Source organism: Priestia sp. SRI_019 (assembly GCF_057586255.1).
This window is the reverse complement of the sequence record NZ_JBYCZN010000001.1, coordinates 1,518,863-1,540,563: the sequence shown is the minus strand read 5'-3', so window position 1 is coordinate 1,540,563 and position 21,701 is coordinate 1,518,863. Positions and strand designations below refer to the sequence as shown.

The following is a 21,701-nucleotide window of genomic DNA, read 5'->3' as shown; positions in this document are numbered from 1 at the left end:
AATTGATTTTCGAAGGGGCTCGGTTATGAACAATGATCTTTTACTCATTCAAGAGATAAAAACCCGAAAGAAAGAAGCACTTCATCAGCTTTACAATCGATATGAATCGCTTTTGTATCGTCTTGTCTATTCAGCAGTAAAAGATCCACATGCTTGCGAAAGCATCTTAACAGAGCTATTCAAAGAAATTTGGCATTCCCCTGATCTTTTGGTCAAAGAACGTACGCTTTCTCTTTCATTGTGCAAGCAGTGTGTAAAAAATATAAAGAAGCACAGCCAGAACTCAGAGAGGATCTCGTCGTAAATCATTTGTTTGCTGTACATACTATGAATATAAATCCATATGACTAAAATAATCAAAAATGTGATGGAAATCTGTAATCTTTATGCTATGAGTGCTGTAAGCAACGATTATTTCAGCCAGCATAAGAACGAATAAAATGGCCAATAGCACCTTAACAAGCGGAAATTGCCGGAACTGAGGAGAAAAAAGCAGCTTACTGACTGTATACAAAAACAGCAGGATAAAGTAGATCATCATGGCATTTGTCGCCTGAAGGGGCACATTCCAGACAAATATGTACACGCTGAATGTCAAAATTAAAATAAACGACATTTCTTTCCCGCTAAAAAAATCACTCATTGCGTAACACCTTTTCTTGTTCATGAATGAATAAGAATTTATAAACTCACGAAACATTAACGTTATTTTTACAACAGTATACACGATTTTCCTGTTAATTTCTATATACCGGTGGATATATGGAGCGGCTTTTAGCGAATTGGCGTCATGTTTTTACAGGCAATGGGTTATAGTAACAGGGAAAGGCTCATAAAGGAGGTTTAGATAATATGGAAAACACAAATGAATTTGTTCAAAAGCTGAATGATAATCAAGAAAAGCAGCGTAAAAATAAGCAGGGTCAAGCTACTGGACATCCTGAGAAAAAACTTCCTAATAAACAGCATTAATGTTGTAAAAGTTGGCTGTAAAGACAGCCGACTTTTTTTTTGAACTTTTTTCGGAAGTCGAAATGTTTGAAGATAAAACAAATCCCCTGTTACAATAAACTGAACCCGCTGCAAAACGTTCGCAGCTATACTTTCCTCTTAAGGAGCTGAATATAAAATGAGTACATTTGAAAAACTATTCCAACCAACAAACATTGAAGCATTTGATTTACACACTCGTACAGCAATGGCACCGATGACAAGATGCTTTGCTGATCCAGAGACAGGCGTAGTCGGTCAAGACGTTGTAGACTATTACCGCCGCCGCGCAAAGGATGGTATTGGCTTAATTATTAGTGAAGGAATTGTTATCAGCGAACGCGCTAAAGGAAATCCTGGCGTTCCGGGTATCTATACCCAAGAACAAATTGATTCATGGAAGCCTGTAACGAAAGCTGTTCACGAAGAAGGCGGCACGATTATCGCTCAAATTTGGCACGTTGGCCGCTTGAGTCATTCCGGGTTAATCAATGGACATAAACCTCAGGCACCTTCCGCTATTGCAGCACAAGGCCAAGTGCCTCGTTTCCGCAAGCCCTACGAAGAGCCTGAAGAAATGTCAAAAGAAGATATTAAAGAAGTTGTAGGACAGTATGCTCAAGCCGCTAAAAATGCCATTGAAGCAGGATTTGACGGCGTTGAAATTCACGGTGCTCACGGCTATTTAATCGATCAGTTTAATTCAGACTGGTCTAATAAACGCACTGATGAGTACGGAGGCGACCTTGCACAGCGATTAACGTTTATGAAAGAAGTGATTTCTGCTGTTATCGACGCCATTGGAAAAGAGCGCGTTGTGATTCGCTTCTCTCCTCATAAGCTTGATAAACCCGACTATCGCTGGGACGACACTGAAAAAGCTATTCAAACGTATACAGAAGCATTTAAAGAAACAGGAATTGAGATCATTCATCCGTCTATGCTGGATTTTTATGAAGATGTTCAAAACGGTCAAAATCTTTATGAAATTACGCGTAAGTACTGGGATGGACCGATTATCGGTGTAGGTGACTTAACGCCTGAATCAGCTGAAAAAGCGCTGCAGGCCGGCTGGATCGACGTAGCTGCTATTGGCCGCCCGCTTATTTCAAATCCTGATTATTTACAGCGCATTAAAAACGGTGAGTCTCTTGTCGAATACGATGCTAAAAAACATTTACCAGAGCTTATCTAAAAAAAAAGCGCTCCTTCCGGAGCGCTTTTTTATTGGTTTACGTATGCCTGAACCTCTTGTTTCCAAATAGCATAGCCTTGGCCTTTTAAATGAAGACCATCAACCGTGAAATTACTTTTTAACTGATTATGTGTAGATACTTTCGAATACAGGTCAATGTAAGAATCATTGTGTTTCTTAGCCAGACGCTCTAAATAGTTATTTAATGCGATAACATCTTTATTGTCCACTGCGTCGCCGCATTTTTTATTGTTCACGGGCAGTACACTTTGAATGTAGACTTTTGTATTTGGTGATTCTTTATGAATACGTTCAAGAATTTCAGCGTAATTGGCTTTGGTTTTTTTTACAGATTTTTGCTCGTTTAAATCGTTAATGCCAATCATTAAGAAAATCTTTTTTGGCTTAGCATCTGTAATACTTTTTAGACGATGCAATACCCCTTCTGTTGTATCATCGGCTACGCCTCGATTGACAATCTGCTTATTATGAAAAAGTTCGCTCCATTCAGAGCGCTGGGTAATGCTATCACCGAGAAATACGATTGACTCTTTAGGAATACTTAATTGCTTAAACAAAGTGGTCCGTTCAATGTAATAAGGATTATCTTTATAGCTTTGCTTAGACGAATCCTTAGATGACAGCGGATTTTTCATTGCGCTGCTGCTTGTGGCATAAAAAGCAAAAACACCTATGAAAAGGACATTTAAAATAATGGAACTGATAAATACAACTTTCTTTGTTGAACTCACGAAAACGACACTCCTGTACTTTGTATGTTTTTAGATAACTCTACGAGGATATAGTAAAGCTTCCTGTTAACACTCTTTCCCTCCATACAAGACATTTAATCATTTTTTGTAAATAATGATTTTACACAAAAAAGAAACGGCGCTCGAAAGCGTCGCTTCTTTTTCTATAATATAAGGGGTTAAAACGTACTTTTATTATAACATATAGTCTATGGTCATATTTTCCTCTATTAGAAAATAGTTCTTATGTCGTTTCTTTTTCCAGCTGTTTTTCTCTTTTTACTTGCTTTGCGAAGAAGAGTTCGTATACCACTGGAATAATAATTAAGGTAAGAAGGGTAGATGACGTAAGCCCCCCGATTACCGTGATAGCTAAGCCTTTTGAAATCAGCGTTCCACTTGACGTAGTAAGCGCCAGCGGAATTAATGCAGCAATGGTAGCAAATGCCGTCATTAAAATTGGACGCAAGCGCGTTTTCCCAGCTTCAATAAGGGATTCGCGGATTGTCATGCCTTTTTGTTCACGATTTTGGGTAATTCGATCTACAAGCACAATCGCGTTTGTTGTAACAATTCCGATCAGCATTAAGAATCCAATCATGACGCTGACAGACAGCGGTTCTTTTGCAAGGACTAGGCCAACTAACGAACCGATTGGCACAAAAATGAGTGACGATAAAATGATAAATGGAATGCGCGCTTTTCCAAACGTAACGAGCATCGTTAAATACACAAGGCCAATTGCTGTTAAAATAGCTAGACCTAGAGATTGGAAGACTTCCACTGTCTCGTCGCTTCCGCCTCCACCGTCCAAGCTCACATCTTTTGGCAAGTCTAACTTTTTCACTCCATCTACAACATCTTTGGTCACAGCTTGAACATCGTCGCCTTTAATGTCTGCTTCTACTCGCGCAAATACTTTGCCGTCAAGCTTTTGAATAGAAGTGAACGTATCAATTGTACGAACGTCAGCGATATCTTTTACTAACACAGGCCCTCGCTCTGTAAATACTTGAAGATCTTTAATTTCTTTTACTGAACTAAGATCTTTATCGTACGAAAGCTGAACCGCTCGTTTTGTATTGTCTAATTTTAAGTCTCCAACGGATACTGGTTTGGTTTGATCAGAGATTGTACCAAGCAGCTGAAATCCAGATACTCCGTACTCTGCGGCTTTATCAGGATCTACTTCTACTACAAGCTGCTTTTGCTTATCTGAGAAGTTATTTGTTACATATTTAAGACGTTTGTCTTTGTTTAAGTGGTTTTCCACTTGCTTAGCTGCCTTTTGCAAGTCATCTAAATTGGAAGAATACAAATCAACCGTTACGTTATTATTTGTAGGAGGCCCTCCTGTTGATGCTTCTTGCACATTAACTGTTGCTTTCGGTGATTCTTCTTTCGTGATGCTTTCCATTTTCTTTTGAACTTTATCAATAAACGTATCAACATTCACGCCTTCTTTTACGTTCAAGAAATAGCCAACTTGGTTCGGGCGTTTTACACCTGTTGAAAAGTCGCGTGATCCAACTTCCGTGGTCACATCTGAAATTTCATTTTGATCCGCAAACATCTTTTCAATTTTTAAAGATACATCGTTTGTTTTTTCAAGTGATGTAGATGCCGGTAATTGAACATTGGCTTGAAGCATTTTTTGTTCTTCATTTGGAATAAACGTAAAGCCAAGTGAAGGAACAAGCGCAAATGAGCCAAACAGTAAAATAAAGGACAAAATTAAAATTTTGATTTTATGATTAAGCGACCATGCAATCGCTTTTGCATATCCGCGCTGCAGCTTTCCTTCTTTTTCTTCAGGCGGAACTTTTTTAAATGCAAACTTTGCTAGAATAGGCACGATTGTAATCGCTACAAGAAGAGATGCTAACAGTGAAAAAACAACTGTTAAGGCAAACGGCAAGAAGAACTCTCCTGTAATTCCTCCTACAAAGCCGATTGGCAAGAATACCACAACCGTTGTAATCGTAGACGAGGTAATGGCTTTTAAAATCTCTTTTGTGGACGATTCGACAAGCTCATTGCTCATGCCTTCTTCTGAACGGCGTACGCGTCTGAAAATATTCTCAATCACAACAATACTGTCATCCACTACGCGCCCAACGGCTACAGCCATTCCGCCTAGTGTCATAATGTTAAGTGAAATATCAAGCTGGTTTAAGAAAATAGCTGATACTAACAGCGATAATGGAATTGATATAATCGCAATGATTGTAGCACGGAAGTTACGCAAGAAAATCAGCACGGCAAGTGACGCAAATAATGCTCCGAGCAATCCTTCACGCACTAATGTTTCAACAGACTTTTCAATGCCGTCAGCTGAGTCAAAGCCGATTGCGTAGTCTAACTGATCGTCATATTTTTTCAAAATTTTCATCGTTTCGCTTGCCACTTCAACCGTATTGGCATCTTGTTTTTTTGTGATGGCCATCGACAGCGCATCTTTGCCGTCATAGCGCGTATATTCGCCTTGTTCTGTTACGGCTTCGACTTTGGCAATATCGCCAAGCTTCACAGGCTTTGCTTCAGGATTCATCGTAGATTTCAGCTGGATTTTCTTTAATGCATCGATCGTCGCAACTTTTTCTTCTACTCGCACTGGAATTTGAAGCTCTTTTCCGTTTAATGTTCCTGCTGGGAATGAAACAGCTTTTTGATTAATTTGTTCTTTCATCTCATCAAGCGTTAAGCCAGCTTGAGCTGCTTTTTCTTTATCGACCGTAATTTGTAAAAGGTCCTCTTTCACGCCGCCAACTGAGACGGAGTTAATGCCTTGAATTTTATTCAATTCAGGAATCACTTCATCGTTTAATACTTTTTCAAGATTTGCATCATCTTTCGCAAACAGTGAAATGTTGAAAATCGGGAATGAACCAAACGAAAAACGATTTACGTCTACATTTGATGACTCTGGTAAATCTAATTCTTTTATCGACGAGTTAATTTGCTGTTCAACTTTATCTAAATCCGTATTAAACGGGAATTCTAAATTAATAATACCAACGTTTTCATACGATACGCTTTGTACGCTTTTAACGCCTTCAATTCCTTTCACTTGGTCTTCGATTTTCGACGTGACGCTTTCATTTACGTCATCAGGAGAAGCCCCGGGATACGTTGCTTCAATGGACAGCTGCGGAAATTCGATATTCGGCAGTAAATCAATTTTTAGTTTTGAAAATGAATATAGCCCCGCTAAAATAAGTAAAAATGAAACGATAAACACAGCTACCGCATTTTTTAAACTAAATCTCGTCAAAAAATTCATCTTTTTCCTCCGTTACGTAACTAAGTTATTTGAGAAGCCTTCATCCTTTAATAGCTGCAGACCCGTTTTAATTTTTCAACAATTTTAGAGTACCCACGGGTCAGTTTTTCGCAAAAAAAACTCACCTCCTTTCATGTGCTGATGAACTGTCTATACAAACTGAAATTTGATGGTCGCACGCTCCTCCTGGCAGCGAGATAAAGGAAAAGCCGTCTTGACCATATAAATCCCAACCTTCAAAAAACGAGCTGTCGTGAAACATATCTAGCGCATACCCATTAGAAAACGTAATTCGAAGTATACCGATATCTTCATACCACTGTATAGAAATAATGTGCTGGCCAAGCAGCAGCGCTTCGACTTGCTGACGCTGCTCGGCAGAATGTAGCGATTTCCAGTCCGCTTGACCAAGCAAGATGCTGCGTTTGTTTTTTATTCTCCATGGACATTCTGCCACAAGTCCACCTTTACTAAATCCAAGAGAAAACGGCAGGGTATTGTCTGTGTTAACCTTGGTAACGGTTTGTTCTTGAAAATATGAAAAATTAATTACTGTGCTGCTGGTATTCATCATATCCCTCCATTATCAACCAGTACCGACGAGTCATTTTTGGGTCTCAAAATGGCAGCCTTCAATGTATAAGTTCACAATGAACTCCGCATAGTTCATGATATCTTCTTCTGTTATATCATCATCGGAAACGATATCCATCCTATACCCATTTAACATGCTGCAAAACGCTTTTGAATGTAAAAAAGCATTTTTTATTTTCTGCTCTTCAATCAATTTAGCAACAAGCCCGTGATAATCCTCAAAAAATTGATGAAGAAGACCCATCATCTCTGGCATTTGGTGAGGGGCTTGCCAAAAAGAGTCGGGATATTTTTTAGTTTCATAAAAAAAGAGCAGATGATGCTTCGCAATTGAATACAGCTTTTCATGAAACGTTTGGCATTCATCCGTTCTTCGCTTTGCATGATACAAAAACTCCTCAAACGAACGATTGTTCACAGCGATATAAAGCGACTCTTTAGACGAAAAGTACAAGTAAAGCGTTCCTTTAGATACACCGGCTAGTTTAGCAATATCAATCATTTTTGCTTCATAGTAGCCTTTGGATCCGAACACTTCAAAAGCAGCATCTAAAATTTTCTCTCTCTGCTGTTTTCGGTTTGTCATGGTAAAAAATCCTCTCATACGTTTTCGATACTATACATATAAAATAATTAAACTAACTTGTCAACACGTAGTGTGCTCTTTTATCCCTTGCATCACAAGAGTATGTCAGTTTTTTAAACCAAACACTTCTATAGAGCAAATTAAAGCGTTTTCGACTTTTTTGTGACAGATACAAATGATGCTTGTATATGAAGAGCCCGCTATGGTACATTTTTGTCATTGATACAGAAATTTATTCCGTCGTTACGGGAGGAGAAAACATGGTTCTTACATCACCAATCGGTCGCCTGCGTTTAGTAGGAATTTTAGAAGGAATTTCATTTTTACTGCTGCTTGGCATTGCTATGCCCCTAAAATATGCAGCAGGCATACCAGAAGCTGTATCAGTTGTAGGCGCAGCACACGGTGCACTTTTTGTGCTGTACGCTCTTGCAGTCGTTCATGTAAAATTCGCGCATAAATGGTCAATCGGCCGCTCTTTATTTGCGTTTCTTATGTCGGTTATTCCGTTTGGCCCTTTTATTTTAGAGAGACAGCTGAAAAAAGAACAGTAAAAGAAAAGAACGTCACGGACATCATGTTTCCATGACGTTCTTTTTCCTTACTGTTCACCACTGTTTTCGCTAAAATGGTCAATCGTTTTCCACCACTTCAGTGAGTGAGGTTTTAATAGCATTCCGATTTCTTCTGGACTAATTTGCTGATCTATAATCATTTCATGCATTGCTTGAAAGAGTCCCGTTGTAACAGCTTCTTTCACATCAGCTTCACCTTCTATATACAGCTGTTCAATCGCTTCAAATACGTCCGGTTCACGCTGGAGCTGGCCGTTATATTCTAGAGAGATTAAATGACCCGCAACACGGCTTAATTCATGCTGCAGCTCGTCTTTATCGTTGAGGTCCACTTCTTCGCTTGGCTCAAAAGATGGGCAAGCTTCTTTTAGTAATGGAATAACATTTTGTTTTGTAATCATATCTAAATTCCCTGCCTTTGCATATGTGACAAATTCTCTATTCTTTACCCTTTTCTCTTTTTCTATAAACTTGTTTTACAAAACTTTTCCGTTTTCTACAACTACTTCTCCTTTTTTCACTACGCAGTCAATATGATTTAAGCCATACTGATATTGAAGGGTTCGATAACTAGAGACATTAAAAATCGCTAAGTCAGCCTGTTTTCCGGCTTCAATACTCCCAATCTTATCTCCTTGATTAATAGCATGCGCTGCGTTAATAGTTGTGGCTACAAGCACTTCTTCAGGACTCATGTTCATATTCATACATGCCAGGTTCATCACAAATTGCTGTGAAGTCGTTGGAGATGAACCTGGATTGCAGTCCGTAGAAAGAGTAACCGGAACGCCTAAATCGATCATTTTTCTAGCATCTGGCCATTTCATTCCAACAAATAAGGAATTCCCCGGTAAAAGCGTGGCTACGATCCGTTTTTCAGCCAGTTTCTTTAATCCTTCATCAGAAGCATACAAAAGATAATCTGCTGATATCGCTCCTACCTCTGCTGCGAGCTCTGCTCCTCTGCAGTATTCAAAGGGGTCGGCATGTATTTTAGGAAGCATGCCATGGCTTTTCCCGGCTTCGAGTATTTCTTGACATTGTTTGAATGAAAAAGCATTCGGAAGACATACAGCATCATTAAATGCTGCAAGCTTATAAGAAGAAATTTGAGGAATCATTTCGTGAATAAGTAAATTGACATATTTCTGCGTATCTTTTTTATATACAAGAGGTACGACGTGGGCGCCTAAAAAGGTACTTACTACATCAACTGCGTGCGTATCATTCAGCATTTTAGCGATTTGCAGCTGCTTTAGTTCTGTTTCTAATTCTAAGCCATACCCGCTTTTCACTTCTATAGTTGTGACTCCGTGAGCTAGAAAAGACGTAAGACGCTCATAGCTCTGCTGATAAATCCGGTACGAATACTCTTCCTGTGTTTGAACGACAGTGGAGTGAATACCTCCGCCTTCTTCTAATAAATCCAAGTAAGAAGTTGGCCTCTCAAACCGCCTATAAAATTCTTCTTCACGCGAGCCAGCGTACACAGCGTGTGTATGGGGATCAATCAGACCCGGAGTCACAATTTTATGAGAAGCATCAATAATCGTTGCATCATTTCTTTCCCTTTCATATTTTTGTTCTAGCTCTTTTGTTGTACCTACGGTCACAATTTGATCTCCTTCTATCCAGACTGAGCCATTTTCAATCACCGTCAAGTTTCTCATTTCTTTTCCAGCTAAAGGACCTTTATCTTCTTTGGCCGTTACAACTTGCGAAGCATTTTTAATCCATAGCGCTTTTTTTGACATCGTTGAATTTCCCCCTTTTCTAGCGTTTACCACGTTTTGGGGCCTCATGTTTACCGTAAACTCATTTAGATTCACCTACACATTTCGCATCTCTGCCTTCTTTCTTGTAGGTAGAAATTTGAAAAAGCATGTCCATGGTCTGAAAAGCGTGTTTTTAAGTCTTTAAAGCTAGATAACTTATATTTTTTTCAATTATATACGCTTTTAGACCCTTCTTTTCTCCGTTTTCTTACTTATTGACTTTCGTTTTATACAAATATATCCTTATATACTAAATCTTTTATCACATGTATTTTATGAACACCACGGCGAGTTCCCTTCAACAGGATAAATAATAGATTTCTAGGAATAGAACGTTTATAATATTCTTTGAAGTTTTACTTTTAGAAAGATTCACTAATGGAGGAAGAAATATGATTGTCAACTATAAAAACCAAGCAACCGGTCATCGCATGAATAACGGCTGGAATCTTTTCTACGCGTCAAACTTAACGATGTGGCGCAAAGATGAAAAGTATTTGCTTTTAGATGAAAACCAAGATGTGGTGATGATCTTTGGCTTTAAAAAAGATGAAATCATTCTAGATAAATTGCAAACGTGGGGCTATACATTTGGTGTCCATCCAGAGAAAAAACAAATTTCCTGCTTGCAGCGTCAAGAAGAAATTGGTGAATAAAAAGAGGGCTGAATTTCTTCAGCCCTCTTTTTTATTAATGGGTTTGTTGAAACATAGCGCTCAGCTGTTTTTTTTCAGATGGTTTGACAACATAATACCATGTACCATCTACCACTTGCCCTTCTCCCTTTACCGTTACCGTTTCGAAATCGGGCCGTCCATTCTTAATGATGTTATACATCGTAAATGCATCGCTGACATCAATATTCGTTCGAATATGCTTCTTTACAAGCGTGAGGAGACTTGGAATGTTTTTCACCGTTGACATATTCATTCCTTTATCTAATAGGGCTTCCACTACTTGGCGCTGTCGATTATTTCTTCCTAAATCTCCTTTTGGATCTTCGTGTCTCATCCGCACATAGGCAAGAGCTTTTTCGCCGTTCAACGCATTTTCTCCTTCAGGAAAGATAAATGAATCAAACACAAAAGGAAACGGGTTCTTAACGTTTACCCCGCCAAGTTCATCTACCACATCTTTAAAGCCTTCCATATTTACTTTCACATAATAATCGACATCGATATCTAAGAAGTTCTCAACCGTGCGTACGGTTAAAGGAATGCCTCCGTATCGATAAGCATGATTAATTTTCTCATCCGTTCCTTTTCCATCAATGTGCACGCGCGTATCTCTAGGGATCGGCATAACTTTTGCTTTATTGTGGCTCGTATCTAAGTTAACCACCATTAATACATCTGAGCGGCCTGTATCTCCTGGCCTTTCATCTACGCCCATCATCAGTACATTAAATGAGTGAGGCTGCTCTTTAGCAGATGTTTGCTGTTGATAGACAATTCCAAATCCAGCGGTTCCTAAAAGCAAAATACATGCCGCTAAGATCCCTATTTTGTATTTTTTCATTCATACGGTCTCCTTTACACGTCACTTACTCTCTATATGCCTTAATGAATGAAAATTTATACCTTTTTAGAGAAATTTAAGCACACGTCAAAAAAGCCTGCTTGTTGAGAAGCTGGCTTTTCACTAGTAGATGTTAGCTTGATTTTTGATGCACATCACGCTGTGCCCATTCACTTTCTAACATACTCATTTCAATTAAGCTCCAGTACTGTCCATCTACAAGTCGGACATCTCGAAGAAGGCCTTCGCGTGTAAAGCCAATTCGTTCATAGGACTGAATCGCCCGCTCGTTAAAGTCAAAGACGCCGAGCGAAATTCGGTGAAGACCCAGTTCTTCAAAACCGAAAGCTAACACTTTTTCAAACATGTGCGAGCAAAGTCCTTTTCCTCTATACTTTTCACCAAGCAGCACTCGGCCAATTCTTCCTGTTTTATGATAATAATCAATGTGAGCCAGAGAAATATGCCCAATAAGCTGTTCATTGTCATCTATGACCGAAAAAGCATAGGTAGAAGCACCATCTTCATTTGCATATCGAATGTAGTGTTTTAACTGTCTAGGAGTAAGCGGAAAAGAAAAGCTAGAGCCGCTCCATTGCACCATAAATGACTCGGAGGGAATCCACTCCATTAGCTGTTTAAAGTCTTTTTTGGAGAATGGTCGTAAAGCTATCACATAATTCTCCCCCTTATTATTTCTGACTTTTCTAAATATATTACATTTATCATAATAAACTGTCAACTGTCTATGTAAAAAAAAGCCATCATTTCGATGACTTATAGCTGTAATGCTTTTCTGAAAAGAGTTAAATCATGAGTAAATTCAAAAAAATAGGTTCTATTTTCATTGTCAAATACCATCATGATTGGTTTTTTGTTCGGCTCAAGAACAAAAATAACTTCACTTGCCAGCGTGTTGATCGCACTATTTTCAATTTTTACGGCTGGATCAAGAGGTACTTTAACAAGATAGCCTTTTTTAGGAAGCGGACTTGCCTTTTTATATAAACCAGTAATGGACGCAATACTTTTTTCGGCTTCTTTTTGAACACTTGGAGGTTTGGGCGTTGAACGAACGACTCTGCCCGTTTCAATTTGAAATACCTCTACTTTTGGCTGTTCAGCACTTACTGCCTGCGGAAAAATAAAAGCAGCGAATACGACGCATACAGCAACCCATTTTCGTATCATTTTTAGCACCTCTTTCCGTTATGGAGGAGATAAAGATAAGAATGGTCGTCTCTTCTTATACTATGACCTATTTTTATGTATTTATTTCACTAAATGAATGCCTATACTTCCATGTTTTTGTCATGTTCTCAGAACTTCCTCTATACACTACTAATAAGGACACGCTGTATGAGGTGATAAGATGTCGTGGTTTGAAGCATTTATTTTGGGAATCATTCAAGGGCTTACAGAGTTTTTACCGATAAGCAGCACGGGGCATTTGTATTTAGGGCGCCACTTGTTTGGTTTAGACGATGCAGGATTGTATTTAGATACGATGCTCCATATGGGCACTCTGCTTGCTGTGTTTGTCTTTTATAAGCGTGAGCTATGGCATATTATTCGTCATCCGTTTAGCAAGCTTACAGGGCTTTTAGTGATAGGAACGATCCCTGCAGTTGCGATTGGTCTTTTGTTCAAAGACTATTTTGACAGTATTTCGAAATCTGGCTTAACGATCGGCTGGGAATTTCTTGCGACGGGACTGCTGTTATGGTTTGGTGATTCCGTAAAAAATGGCTATAAAAAAATGGATCATATTTCATACGGAGATGCCTTTTTTATCGGCTCATTTCAAGCAGCTGCGATATTCCCTGCTGTATCCAGGTCAGGCTTAACGATGGTAGCTGCGTTAATGCGAAAATTAGACCGTGAAACAGCCGCTTACTTTTCATTTTTATTGTCGACTCCGGCCATTTGCGGAGCGGTGTTACTTCAGTTAAAAGATGTAGTCACAGGTGAAGTCGAGCAGCTTTCCGTTTTCTTTTTATTCGTCGCCACCCTTTCATCTGCTTTATTTGGTTATGTAGCGGTAAAATGGATGATCAATTATTTAAAGAATCATTCATTAAAAACGTTTGCAATTTACGTTTGGATATTAGGTGCAGTCGTGCTGGTTTGTCAGTTTACGGGGGTGTTTTAAAATGAAGATGAAAGTCCGGACGCTTTTTTTAGTATTGTTTTTTGCCGGCATTTTAGTCGTGACAAGCTATATTGATAACAATTCCCAGCAGTCGTTTGACAGCTTATCTCACCTTTCACTTGATGGAGGAGCTGTTGAAACCTCTGCAGATGAAGACGAGGCGGAACAATTAAATATGTCAGTCAAAGAAGTTCATGTTAAAACAGAAAAAAGAGGCGGATACCGAATTGAAGTGTACGAACAAGTAAATGTTTATAGCGATGATAAAGGAAAAGTAGTAAAAAAAGTTCCCACGGGAGAATATCAAACGTTGAAATATAAACTGAATGAAAAAAAATAAACCACTTACCGAAGTAAGTGGTTTTATTTTTAATGGTTAAAGTGAGCTGCAAGAATCCACAGTGTACCAACAACGATACAAAGTGCAATAAAGAAACTGTAAAGAATATTTGCAACCTGTACTTTACCATTTTCACTTTCAGTCATGTGCATGAACATTACTAGCTGCATTGCTGCTTGTAATAACGCTAGGATCATGATAAGAGTCATCGTAATGCTTCTTGATAGATCAGCTAGCACTACTAAACCAAGCGCTGCGAATGTTAAGGCTAGTGAAAGGATAAGCCCAAATACATGACTAAGCGGAAAACCTGCTTTTTGGCCTTGTTTATTTTCCATGTCTTATCCCACCAATCCGTTCAAGTATACAAGCGTGAAGATGAAGATCCATACAACATCAAGGAAATGCCAGTATAAACCGATAATAAATACTTTACGAGCAGTAACTGGTGTTAATCCTCGTCTTACTAATTGAATAATAATACTGATTGCCCAGAATACACCGACTGTTACGTGAAGACCGTGCGTTCCAAGTAGTGTAAAGAACCCTGATAAGAAGGCACTTGTTTGCATTGTCGCACCTTCGTGAACTGCGTACACGTAAAACTCACGAATTTCGTAGAAAAGGAATCCTCCACCAAGCACAAGCGTAATAACGAACCAAACTAAAAGTCCTTTTAAATCATTATTACGCATTTTAAAGATGGCAATTCCCATCGTGAAACTACTGAATAGTAGTAACAGCGTTTCGATCATAAAATCTTTAACAACGAACAGTTCTTCTGCAGTAGGGCCACCCGCTGTGCGCGTATGGTACGTTAAGTACGTTACGAACAGCGTAGAGAACAACGCGATCTCGGCACCTAAGAAAATCCAGAATCCAAGGATATTCAGGCGACTTTGTTCTTCTTGGTATTCTAACGGCAATGATTTATCTAAATGCCCTGCCATTATTTGTCACCCCCTGTAATTCCTTCAACCTTCTTAATTTCATCTACTTTTACATAGAAGCCCGGATCATAATCAAATGAACGAGCAAGCATACAAGCAAAAATACCTGCTAAGCCGAAGATTGCTATTGGCATCCATTCAAATACTAAGCCAAATCCACCGATAAACCAGAAAATACCTGAGATAAACGGCACGCCAGAGTTGCTTGGTAAGTGAATTGGTTTTAAGTCTTCTGCTTTAATTTCTGTTTCATTACGTTTTTTCATGTGCCAGAATGCATCCATTTCTTTCACATGAGGAATTACTGCAAAGTTGTAAGCTTGAACTGGTGATTTAGTCCACCACTCAAGTGTACGGCCATCCCAAGGATCGTTTGCAGTGTCGCGTTTGTTTTTCCATGCACTGTATAATAAGTTAACTACTAATACGAAGAAGCCAAGACCCATTAAAAATGCACCGATTGTTGAAACTAAGTTTAATCCGTTCCAGCCAAGGTTGTCTGCATAAGTTTGCATACGACGAGTCATACCGTCTAAACCTAGGAAGAATTGTGGGAAGAAACATACGTTAAATCCAACAACAAAAATCCAGAATGAAATTTTTCCTAATTTTTCGTTCAACGTGTGACCGAAAATTTTTGGATACCAGTAGTATAAACCTGCGAAACAGCCAAACACTGTACCAGAGATTAATACATAGTGGAAGTGAGCGATTAGGAAGTAACTGTTATGATATTGATAATCGGCTGATGCCATCGCAAGCATAACCCCTGTTACCCCACCGATTACGAAGTTTGGAATAAACGCTAATGACCAAAGCATCGCAGTCGTAAATTTGATACGGCCTTTATACATTGTAAAGAGCCAGTTAAAGATTTTAACTCCGGTTGGTACGGCGATTAACATCGTTGTGATTGAGAAGAACGAGTTAACTGACGGTGAGTTACCCATTGTAAAGAAGTGATGCACCCATACAAGGTAACTTAAGAATGCGATACCGACCATTGATACTACCATTGCTTTATAACCGAATAAGTTCTTGCGAGAATGTGTACTGATAACTTCTGAGAAGACACCGAATACCGGTAAAATAACGATATATACTTCAGGGTGACCCCAAATCCAGAATAAGTTAGCCCACATCATTGGAAGACCGCCGTTAGCCATTGTAAAGAAGGCTGTTCCGAATACACGGTCAAGTGTCATAAGTGCAAGCGCTACTGTTAATACAGGGAACGCGAAAATAATAATAATTGATGTGATGAAGATTGACCAAGTAAACATTGGCATTTTCATCATTGTCATGCCAGGAGCACGCATTTTTAAAATTGTTACAAAGAAGTTGATACCAGTCATTAATGTACCAGCACCAGCAATCTGTAGTGAAACGGCATAGAAGTTATTTGCAATGCCCTCACTAAATTCTTTACCTGCAAGCGGGAAGTAACTTGTCCAACCTGCATCAGGAGCTCCTCCGATTACGAAAGAAAGGTTAAATAGCATTGCTCCCATAAAGAATGTCCAGAAACTAATTGCGTTTAGGAACGGATATGCTACGTCGCGCGCACCAATTTGTAATGGAACGATTACGTTCATTAGTCCGATAATAAATGGCATTGCCATGAATAAGATCATGATAACACCGTGAGCCGTGAAGACTCCGTTGTAGTGATGTTCATCTAAGATGTTCATACCCGGGAATGCAAGCTGCATACGCATCATGATTCCATCGATTCCGCCGCGGAAAAGCATTAATACAGCTGAAAGGATGTACATGACACCGAGTCTTTTATGGTCAACTGTTGTTAACCATTCTGTCCATAACCATTTCCATTTCTTGAAATATGTTAAGACAAAAACGATACCGATGACCGTCATAGCGATTGCTGCATCAGCAGCGTAAATCATAGGTTCGCCAGTGACGAAAAATTCATCTAGCTTCATTATGTCTTCCCCCAATCATTGCGTTATTTAGTGTAATAAATGAATGTTATTCATGATTTGAGTGATCCATGTTTTCCATTTCTTCATTACTCGTTTTTTCGTCTTCTTTCATCTTGCTGTGGTCATGTCCTGTACCACGTTCTAGCTCTTTGCCAGGAATGTATACATCTTTTGCATGGTCAACCCATTTTAAATGTGTACCGTTGTAAGTTTGACGTCCAACAACGCCTGGGCTTAGGATTTGATCATATTTCTTTTCAGTCAATTTACCAGCTGTACCTTTTACATCACTAACCCACTCTTTGAAGTCTTTGTCCGTTTGAGCTTGAACTTCGAACTGCATTTGAGTGAAATGTTCACCAGAGAAGTTAGCACTACGTCCGATATAAGAACCAGGCTTATCCGCTTCTAAGTATAATGGCATTGACATATTGTTCATCGAATATTTTTGTCCGCCAAGTTCTGGTACCCAGAAGGAGTTCATAGGTCCTTGAGCCGTTAACTCAAATTTCACTGGCGTATCCGCTGGAATGTTTACGTAGTTAACCGTCTCGATATTTTGTTCCGGATAGCTGAAAATCCATTTCCAGTTTGCAGATGTAACGTGAATCACGATTGGATCTTTATCCTTTGATTCTGCCGGTACTTCTTCTGCAGAGTAGATCGCTTTAACAGTTGGCACTGCTAATAGAATTAAGATGATGATTGGGAATGCTGTCCAAATAACCTCCATCTTTAAGTTACCTTCTTGCTCAGGTGGCTCATAGTCCATGTTTTCTGGTTTTTCACGATATTTGACAAGAACAAATATAAAAATAGCAAATACGACAACAACCACGATCAACATCATCCACATAGACCAAATGATTAAATCAGATTGCGTTTTTGCAACAGGACCTTGCGGGTTCAATACAGCAAGCTTTGAACAACCGCTCAAAAATACTAGTGAAAGCGCAGATAGTAAACCTACTAGCTTCCAAAATCCTTTTTTTGGTTTCACTTAAAACTCTCCTTTCTAACAACACATGATGCGAAGCCTATATTGATGAACATTCAAAATGCGCTATCTTTCGCTAGATAACGACATTTTTATACAGACTCTCTTCCCCCTTATTTGTAGGCCACTACTATTGTAATACAAAATGACATTTTTTTCGTCCCTTTTGCTTTATTTTTTTATATTAAAAATATTCTAATATAGTGACTGTACCAATGGGGTTAGAGTGCTTCAACCTTGCGATATTCTATCACATAATTTGGTATGAATAAATGTAAATAAAAGGATTAAGCTCCCATTTCTTAACTATTTCTTTAGGAATAACTGCAAAATTAGCTTTGCATGTTTGCTTCAACATTGATATATCAATACACATCGACATAATTGAATATTTTGTGACAAATTTTCAAAGAAAATGTGACGTTCTGTATGAACCTTATTTTGCCCGTTAATTCCCCTTTATTTTGTAGAAAATATTTGATTTCTTTGCTTAAAATTCTTTCTTTCGAAAATATGAACAAAACGTGAATTTTTTTAAAAAGCTTTTATTACAGAAAAAAGCTGCGTGTTATTCACGCAGCTCCTGATCCATAAATTCTTTAACCGTGATATCATCCCCTGCTTTATCTAGCAGCGTTGTCGTTGCTGGAAATGGATGTTTAATATGACTCGGTATCTTTTCATACAGCACAAAATAATCACTTTTTGGGACCGCGGCATCAATGGTATATGTATCATGCACCAAAGCCGCCTTTACTCGCTCAATTTGTTTACTTCTATTTGTTCCTGTAAACAGCGCATATGTCCCTTTATTTGTGTGGATATCATCATAATCCACTAAATTGCTCATTTTAGTACTGACTTCAATACGCAGGCGTTTGTTCCATCCTTGCTTCAATACGGCCATTCCTTCTTTATCACCAGGTATGGAGAATAAGGCTATGTATGTATTAGAGTGATCAACCCGTTTAAAATCTTGCAGCGTAATCTTTGCAGAACCATCAATACTTTCTTTATGCTCCCAATTTCGCAAATGCTGCTGCACACTTGTAGCATTGTTTTTAATCGGATATCGAATCATCTCATACGCAACAATTACAACCGCTATACAAATGAACAGAAATAGCAACCGCTTTATCTTTCGCACATCTATTCACCTTCCTTAGCTTACTCCCCTTTTATGTAATTGCCTAAATTATAACTGCCTATTAAACCTCTGTCTATGCACTAGGAGAACTACGTTTTTTTTTACCACAAAAGGGATTTTTCAAACCTTTTGTCATAAAAATACGCTAAAAGACTCAGTGTCTGTTGAACCAAAAGAAACCGTTCCCTGCCCCCCCTTCTCATCTTCATAACAAAAAAAGATACCCATTTTGACACAGGTATCTTTTAGCTTATATATCACAGCTTTCCAAAAGGAAACCCTATAAAGGGTCATTTGCTGTTCTTTTTATTACACACATCTTTCCGCACACATGTATCCCTTGACCTGATACCCATGTTTTTTGAGCTGCCGGATGCTTAAATTTCGGGAAATGCTGTCAGGAACAATTACGACCACTTCTTTATATGGAATTTCCTCATGCTGTCTCTCTAAATAAGGAAGCGGAATATGGATTGCTTTTTGACAGGGATTTTGTTTCATTTCATGAAAATGACGAACATCTACATACGAAATTGTTGTAGAAGCACAGTCGGCGGTCGTCACTTTCTTTATTCCCTGCACCGGCACATAGCGTTTATAAAAACTGTAACAAATTAATAAAAGTAAAATACCTATGCTCATATATAGTATCGCCATGTTTTCCTCCCAATTAATTTCTATACCCCTGTATGTATACTATATTCAAAAGAAAGAATCAACACAGAAGTACTCTATCTCATTTCTCTCTGAAAGAAAAATGGTCTTTTTACACTTTATTATAAAACCACAATAAAGTGACGAAATCAATCATTATTTATTTTGACTTTTCGAAAGATTTAAATACTAGTAAACAGATCGTTTTTTCTTATTATAATGAAGAAACGCAGAATTTTTATTTTCATTTCCCCTTTTCTTTCCCGTTAAAACTGAAGTTCGCTTATGAGTAATATAGTAGAACCAATGTTGCACAAACGTTAGAAAGATGTTTCTACAAATGAAGGATGCGAGATAGGATAGTATGAACACGTGAAGCGAGAGACTATATTGTGATTGGCCCAGAAAAATACAGGTTAACTTAAAAATGCGATATACACAAAAAAGGAAAGCTTCGGAAACGAAAGCTTTCCTTTCTTAGATTAATCTCCATCAAGGTTTGCCCGACAATTGTTATGAGACAAAGAGGTACTTTTTGCTTCATGCTGGTTTTTCTCACCCTGCATGGTCATATCATCTTTTTCCGTTCTTCCTTTAGCGCTGTGCTTAGTTTTATTTCCTTGGTTTAATGTCATGTTCATTCCCCTTTCTGGTGGATATAGTGTATGAAAATAACTCACACGCCATAAGAGGAAATGATATGAAAAAGCCACTCTTAAATTGAGTGAGCTTTCTGCCTAAAACTGCTTTTTCTTTTATTGCTGAATCCGCATGAAAGGATATTCTCTATTTTAAACGTTCGTTTCTCGTTCCTTAGTAAGCACCAAGCTTTTACGCTCTGAGGATAAATTTTATACACAATGATAAATCGCTGTGTCAAACATCCTTTATCGTCCATATAAATAATTTCAACAGGTCGTTTTGAAGAGTAGCTTTCTTGAAGTAGCCGCCGCATAGAATTCGCTCCTTTAATTTTTAGTTTATCGAACATACGTTCTTTTTTCAAGTGTTTTAAACTGAATAGTTCTTTAGGTTTTACAGCTTAAAACTGGAAAAAGCACGGGGAAATTAATAAAAATCATACAAATATTAGGTAATTGTGATATGGTAAAAGAGATTACTTAAGTTGGGAGAGGTGCATGATGGAAAGTAACATACTTAAATGGATCCCCGTTCCTTACTTTCAATTAAATCAAGAAGGTGAAATCCTTCATTTTTCTAGTCAAGCACATTCTTATTTTTCTTCAGTCTCCAGTCTGTGGAGCATTATTCATAAAGACGACCGGAAACAAGCAATGTGGATGCTGTCACAGTACTCCTCATCTAACCCCATCATCAGGCATTTGCGTTTGAGAACGAGCGAGGATACATTTGTAAATTTTAAATGCACGATTCATTGGAAAAATGGTGTAGGGCATTTAGTATGTACCGAAAAGAAGAATGTCAAGGATCCGTTAGATGTTGTATTATCTGCTCAATCCTATTTAGAAAACTCAGACAAACGATTAAAAGAATCGGACAAGGTGTTAAATAATGCAGCAGATTTATTATTTAATCGATTAAAACGCTAATTAAGTGAACAAAGTCTAAGCTGTATTTCATTATTGCTATCATTTTTAAAGTCATTGAAAGGCTACCTATAGGGGTGGCTTTTTGTTTTGTTCTACACGTAAAGTCATTCTCTTTTCGCCCGCACCATTTAGTCCAGAGTACATACACTAATAGGCATACTTTTCATATTTATTCTTTCTATATTTATGTTTTGCTCAGAAAAAAATTCCGAATACTCAATAAATGTTTGAACATTTTTAAAAATTGACATATATTATAAACAAACAATCATTTGAATGTTTGAATGAAGGAGGAAATCATGCCAAAAGACCGCTGTGATATTTATTGTTTTAATGAAGAAAAAGTAAACCGTATTAAGCCTGCTATCGATGCCGAAGCTGTTCAAGGGGTTTCTGTCCTGTTCAAAGCGTTAGGAGATGAAACGAGGCTTAAAATCGTCTTGGCTCTGTATAAAGGCGAGGAATTATGTGTATGTGACGTAGCCAATATTGTAGGCTCTACAGTTGCGACTGCTTCTCATCACCTAAGACTGCTGCGTAATATAGGAATTGCCAATTATCGCAAAGAAGGAAAGTTAGCTTTTTATTCTTTAAGAGATGCACATATTAAACAAGTAATTGATATCATGTTTGCTAAAAAAGAAGACGTAACTATTTAAGTTTTTCTTACCGTATAGGG

25 protein-coding genes and 1 pseudogene are annotated in these 21,701 nt (G+C 38.2%); 9 read left to right on the top strand and 17 right to left on the bottom strand.

Annotated elements, in window-relative coordinates; translation table 11 throughout:
• The first annotated feature begins 25 nt into the window (after positions 1–25).
• A complete protein-coding gene (locus tag AC2YJL_RS08385) occupies positions 26–304 on the top strand; it encodes an RNA polymerase sigma factor (RefSeq protein ID WP_116514096.1) in 279 nt (92 codons plus the stop codon).
• Between the two features lie 21 nt (positions 305–325).
• Here AC2YJL_RS08385 and AC2YJL_RS08380 read toward each other — a convergent pair whose 3' ends face one another.
• Positions 326–643, bottom strand: coding sequence for a hypothetical protein (locus AC2YJL_RS08380; RefSeq protein WP_195696543.1), 318 nt, complete (start codon positions 641–643; stop codon positions 326–328).
• 209 nt (positions 644–852) lie between these two features.
• Here AC2YJL_RS08380 and AC2YJL_RS08375 point away from each other — a divergent pair, with 209 nt between their 5' ends.
• Together AC2YJL_RS08375 and AC2YJL_RS08370 are read left to right on the top strand one after the other, a co-directional pair.
• Entirely contained in the window at positions 853–972 is a 120-nt protein-coding gene (locus AC2YJL_RS08375; protein WP_013057809.1) for a DUF4023 domain-containing protein, read from the top strand.
• 172 nt (positions 973–1,144) lie between these two features.
• A pseudogene (locus AC2YJL_RS08370) lies at positions 1,145–2,185 on the top strand (alkene reductase); the annotation flags it as partial.
• Positions 2,186–2,214: 29 nt separating this feature from the next.
• On the opposite strand, the gene AC2YJL_RS08365 reads toward AC2YJL_RS08370, so the two are convergent.
• The 4 genes from AC2YJL_RS08365 to AC2YJL_RS08350 form a co-directional block, all read right to left on the bottom strand.
• Positions 2,215–2,937 (bottom strand): GDSL-type esterase/lipase family protein, encoded by a 723-nt coding sequence (locus tag AC2YJL_RS08365; protein ID WP_195696541.1) that lies wholly within the window; start codon positions 2,935–2,937, stop codon positions 2,215–2,217.
• A 244-nt stretch (positions 2,938–3,181) separates the two neighbouring features.
• Positions 3,182–6,220, bottom strand: a complete 3,039-nt coding sequence (locus AC2YJL_RS08360) for an efflux RND transporter permease subunit (protein ID WP_251568681.1) — start codon at positions 6,218–6,220, stop codon at positions 3,182–3,184.
• Between the two features lie 121 nt (positions 6,221–6,341).
• Positions 6,342–6,791 carry a DUF6188 family protein gene (locus AC2YJL_RS08355; protein ID WP_195696539.1) on the bottom strand — a complete coding sequence of 150 codons (450 nt, stop codon included), beginning with the start codon at positions 6,789–6,791 and terminating at the stop codon, positions 6,342–6,344.
• Positions 6,792–6,824: 33 nt separating this feature from the next.
• Positions 6,825–7,400 (bottom strand): TetR/AcrR family transcriptional regulator, encoded by a 576-nt coding sequence (locus tag AC2YJL_RS08350; RefSeq protein WP_230933043.1) that lies wholly within the window; start codon positions 7,398–7,400, stop codon positions 6,825–6,827.
• A gap of 260 nt (positions 7,401–7,660) precedes the next feature.
• On the opposite strand from AC2YJL_RS08350, the gene AC2YJL_RS08345 reads away from it, so the two are divergent.
• The gene (locus AC2YJL_RS08345; RefSeq protein WP_013083888.1) at positions 7,661–7,954 is read left to right on the top strand and encodes a DUF3817 domain-containing protein; all 294 of its coding nucleotides are present in this window, start codon (positions 7,661–7,663) and stop codon (positions 7,952–7,954) included.
• 47 nt (positions 7,955–8,001) lie between these two features.
• Here AC2YJL_RS08345 and AC2YJL_RS08340 read toward each other — a convergent pair whose 3' ends face one another.
• Together AC2YJL_RS08340 and hutI are read right to left on the bottom strand one after the other, a co-directional pair.
• Positions 8,002–8,376 carry a DUF7674 family protein gene (locus AC2YJL_RS08340; protein WP_013057816.1) on the bottom strand — a complete coding sequence of 125 codons (375 nt, stop codon included), beginning with the start codon at positions 8,374–8,376 and terminating at the stop codon, positions 8,002–8,004.
• A 75-nt stretch (positions 8,377–8,451) separates the two neighbouring features.
• Positions 8,452–9,729: an imidazolonepropionase gene (gene hutI / locus AC2YJL_RS08335; RefSeq protein WP_487374704.1), complete on the bottom strand. Its 1,278-nt coding sequence runs from the start codon at positions 9,727–9,729 to the stop codon at positions 8,452–8,454.
• A gap of 413 nt (positions 9,730–10,142) precedes the next feature.
• Between hutI and AC2YJL_RS08330 the strand changes: the two genes are divergently transcribed.
• Entirely contained in the window at positions 10,143–10,406 is a 264-nt protein-coding gene (locus AC2YJL_RS08330) for a hypothetical protein (RefSeq protein WP_013057818.1), read from the top strand.
• 34 nt (positions 10,407–10,440) lie between these two features.
• On the opposite strand, the gene AC2YJL_RS08325 is transcribed toward AC2YJL_RS08330, so the two are convergent.
• The 3 genes from AC2YJL_RS08325 to AC2YJL_RS08315 all read right to left on the bottom strand — a co-directional run bounded on the left by AC2YJL_RS08325 (position 10,441) and on the right by AC2YJL_RS08315 (position 12,459).
• Positions 10,441–11,268: an LCP family glycopolymer transferase gene (locus AC2YJL_RS08325; RefSeq protein WP_230933044.1), complete on the bottom strand. Its 828-nt coding sequence runs from the start codon at positions 11,266–11,268 to the stop codon at positions 10,441–10,443.
• 133 nt (positions 11,269–11,401) lie between these two features.
• Positions 11,402–11,944, bottom strand: a complete 543-nt coding sequence (locus AC2YJL_RS08320) for a GNAT family N-acetyltransferase (protein ID WP_195696535.1) — start codon at positions 11,942–11,944, stop codon at positions 11,402–11,404.
• A gap of 101 nt (positions 11,945–12,045) precedes the next feature.
• Complete coding sequence (locus tag AC2YJL_RS08315) at positions 12,046–12,459, bottom strand: hypothetical protein (RefSeq protein ID WP_251568679.1); 414 nt, start codon at positions 12,457–12,459, stop codon at positions 12,046–12,048.
• Between the two features lie 181 nt (positions 12,460–12,640).
• Between AC2YJL_RS08315 and AC2YJL_RS08310 the strand changes: the two genes are divergently transcribed.
• Positions 12,641–13,420: an undecaprenyl-diphosphate phosphatase gene (locus AC2YJL_RS08310; protein ID WP_195696534.1), complete on the top strand. Its 780-nt coding sequence runs from the start codon at positions 12,641–12,643 to the stop codon at positions 13,418–13,420.
• A gap of 1 nt (position 13,421) precedes the next feature.
• A complete protein-coding gene (locus AC2YJL_RS08305; protein WP_195696533.1) occupies positions 13,422–13,760 on the top strand; it encodes a hypothetical protein in 339 nt (112 codons plus the stop codon).
• A 29-nt stretch (positions 13,761–13,789) separates the two neighbouring features.
• Here AC2YJL_RS08305 and qoxD read toward each other — a convergent pair whose 3' ends face one another.
• The 7 genes from qoxD to AC2YJL_RS08270 form a co-directional block, all read right to left on the bottom strand.
• Positions 13,790–14,098, bottom strand: coding sequence for a cytochrome aa3 quinol oxidase subunit IV (gene qoxD, locus AC2YJL_RS08300; RefSeq protein WP_013057824.1), 309 nt, complete (start codon positions 14,096–14,098; stop codon positions 13,790–13,792).
• Between the two features lie 3 nt (positions 14,099–14,101).
• The gene (qoxC, locus tag AC2YJL_RS08295) at positions 14,102–14,710 is read right to left on the bottom strand and encodes a cytochrome aa3 quinol oxidase subunit III (protein WP_050691426.1); all 609 of its coding nucleotides are present in this window, start codon (positions 14,708–14,710) and stop codon (positions 14,102–14,104) included.
• Positions 14,710–16,653, bottom strand: a complete 1,944-nt coding sequence (qoxB, locus tag AC2YJL_RS08290) for a cytochrome aa3 quinol oxidase subunit I (RefSeq protein ID WP_050691425.1) — start codon at positions 16,651–16,653, stop codon at positions 14,710–14,712. Before qoxB ends, qoxC begins: the two co-directional genes overlap by 1 nt.
• 46 nt (positions 16,654–16,699) lie before the next feature.
• Positions 16,700–17,653 (bottom strand): cytochrome aa3 quinol oxidase subunit II, encoded by a 954-nt coding sequence (gene qoxA / locus AC2YJL_RS08285; RefSeq protein ID WP_050691424.1) that lies wholly within the window; start codon positions 17,651–17,653, stop codon positions 16,700–16,702.
• A 565-nt stretch (positions 17,654–18,218) separates the two neighbouring features.
• A complete protein-coding gene (locus AC2YJL_RS08280; RefSeq protein WP_251568678.1) occupies positions 18,219–18,797 on the bottom strand; it encodes a hypothetical protein in 579 nt (192 codons plus the stop codon).
• Positions 18,798–19,106: 309 nt separating this feature from the next.
• Positions 19,107–19,454 carry a rhodanese-like domain-containing protein gene (locus tag AC2YJL_RS08275; RefSeq protein ID WP_028409228.1) on the bottom strand — a complete coding sequence of 116 codons (348 nt, stop codon included), beginning with the start codon at positions 19,452–19,454 and terminating at the stop codon, positions 19,107–19,109.
• A gap of 479 nt (positions 19,455–19,933) precedes the next feature.
• Positions 19,934–20,086 carry a hypothetical protein gene (locus AC2YJL_RS08270; RefSeq protein ID WP_230933045.1) on the bottom strand — a complete coding sequence of 51 codons (153 nt, stop codon included), beginning with the start codon at positions 20,084–20,086 and terminating at the stop codon, positions 19,934–19,936.
• A 504-nt stretch (positions 20,087–20,590) separates the two neighbouring features.
• Between AC2YJL_RS08270 and AC2YJL_RS08265 the strand changes: the two genes are divergently transcribed.
• Entirely contained in the window at positions 20,591–21,022 is a 432-nt protein-coding gene (locus AC2YJL_RS08265) for a PAS domain-containing protein (protein ID WP_251568677.1), read from the top strand.
• Positions 21,023–21,321: 299 nt separating this feature from the next.
• A complete protein-coding gene (locus AC2YJL_RS08260) occupies positions 21,322–21,681 on the top strand; it encodes an ArsR/SmtB family transcription factor (protein WP_230933047.1) in 360 nt (119 codons plus the stop codon).
• Positions 21,682–21,701 lie beyond the last annotated feature (20 nt).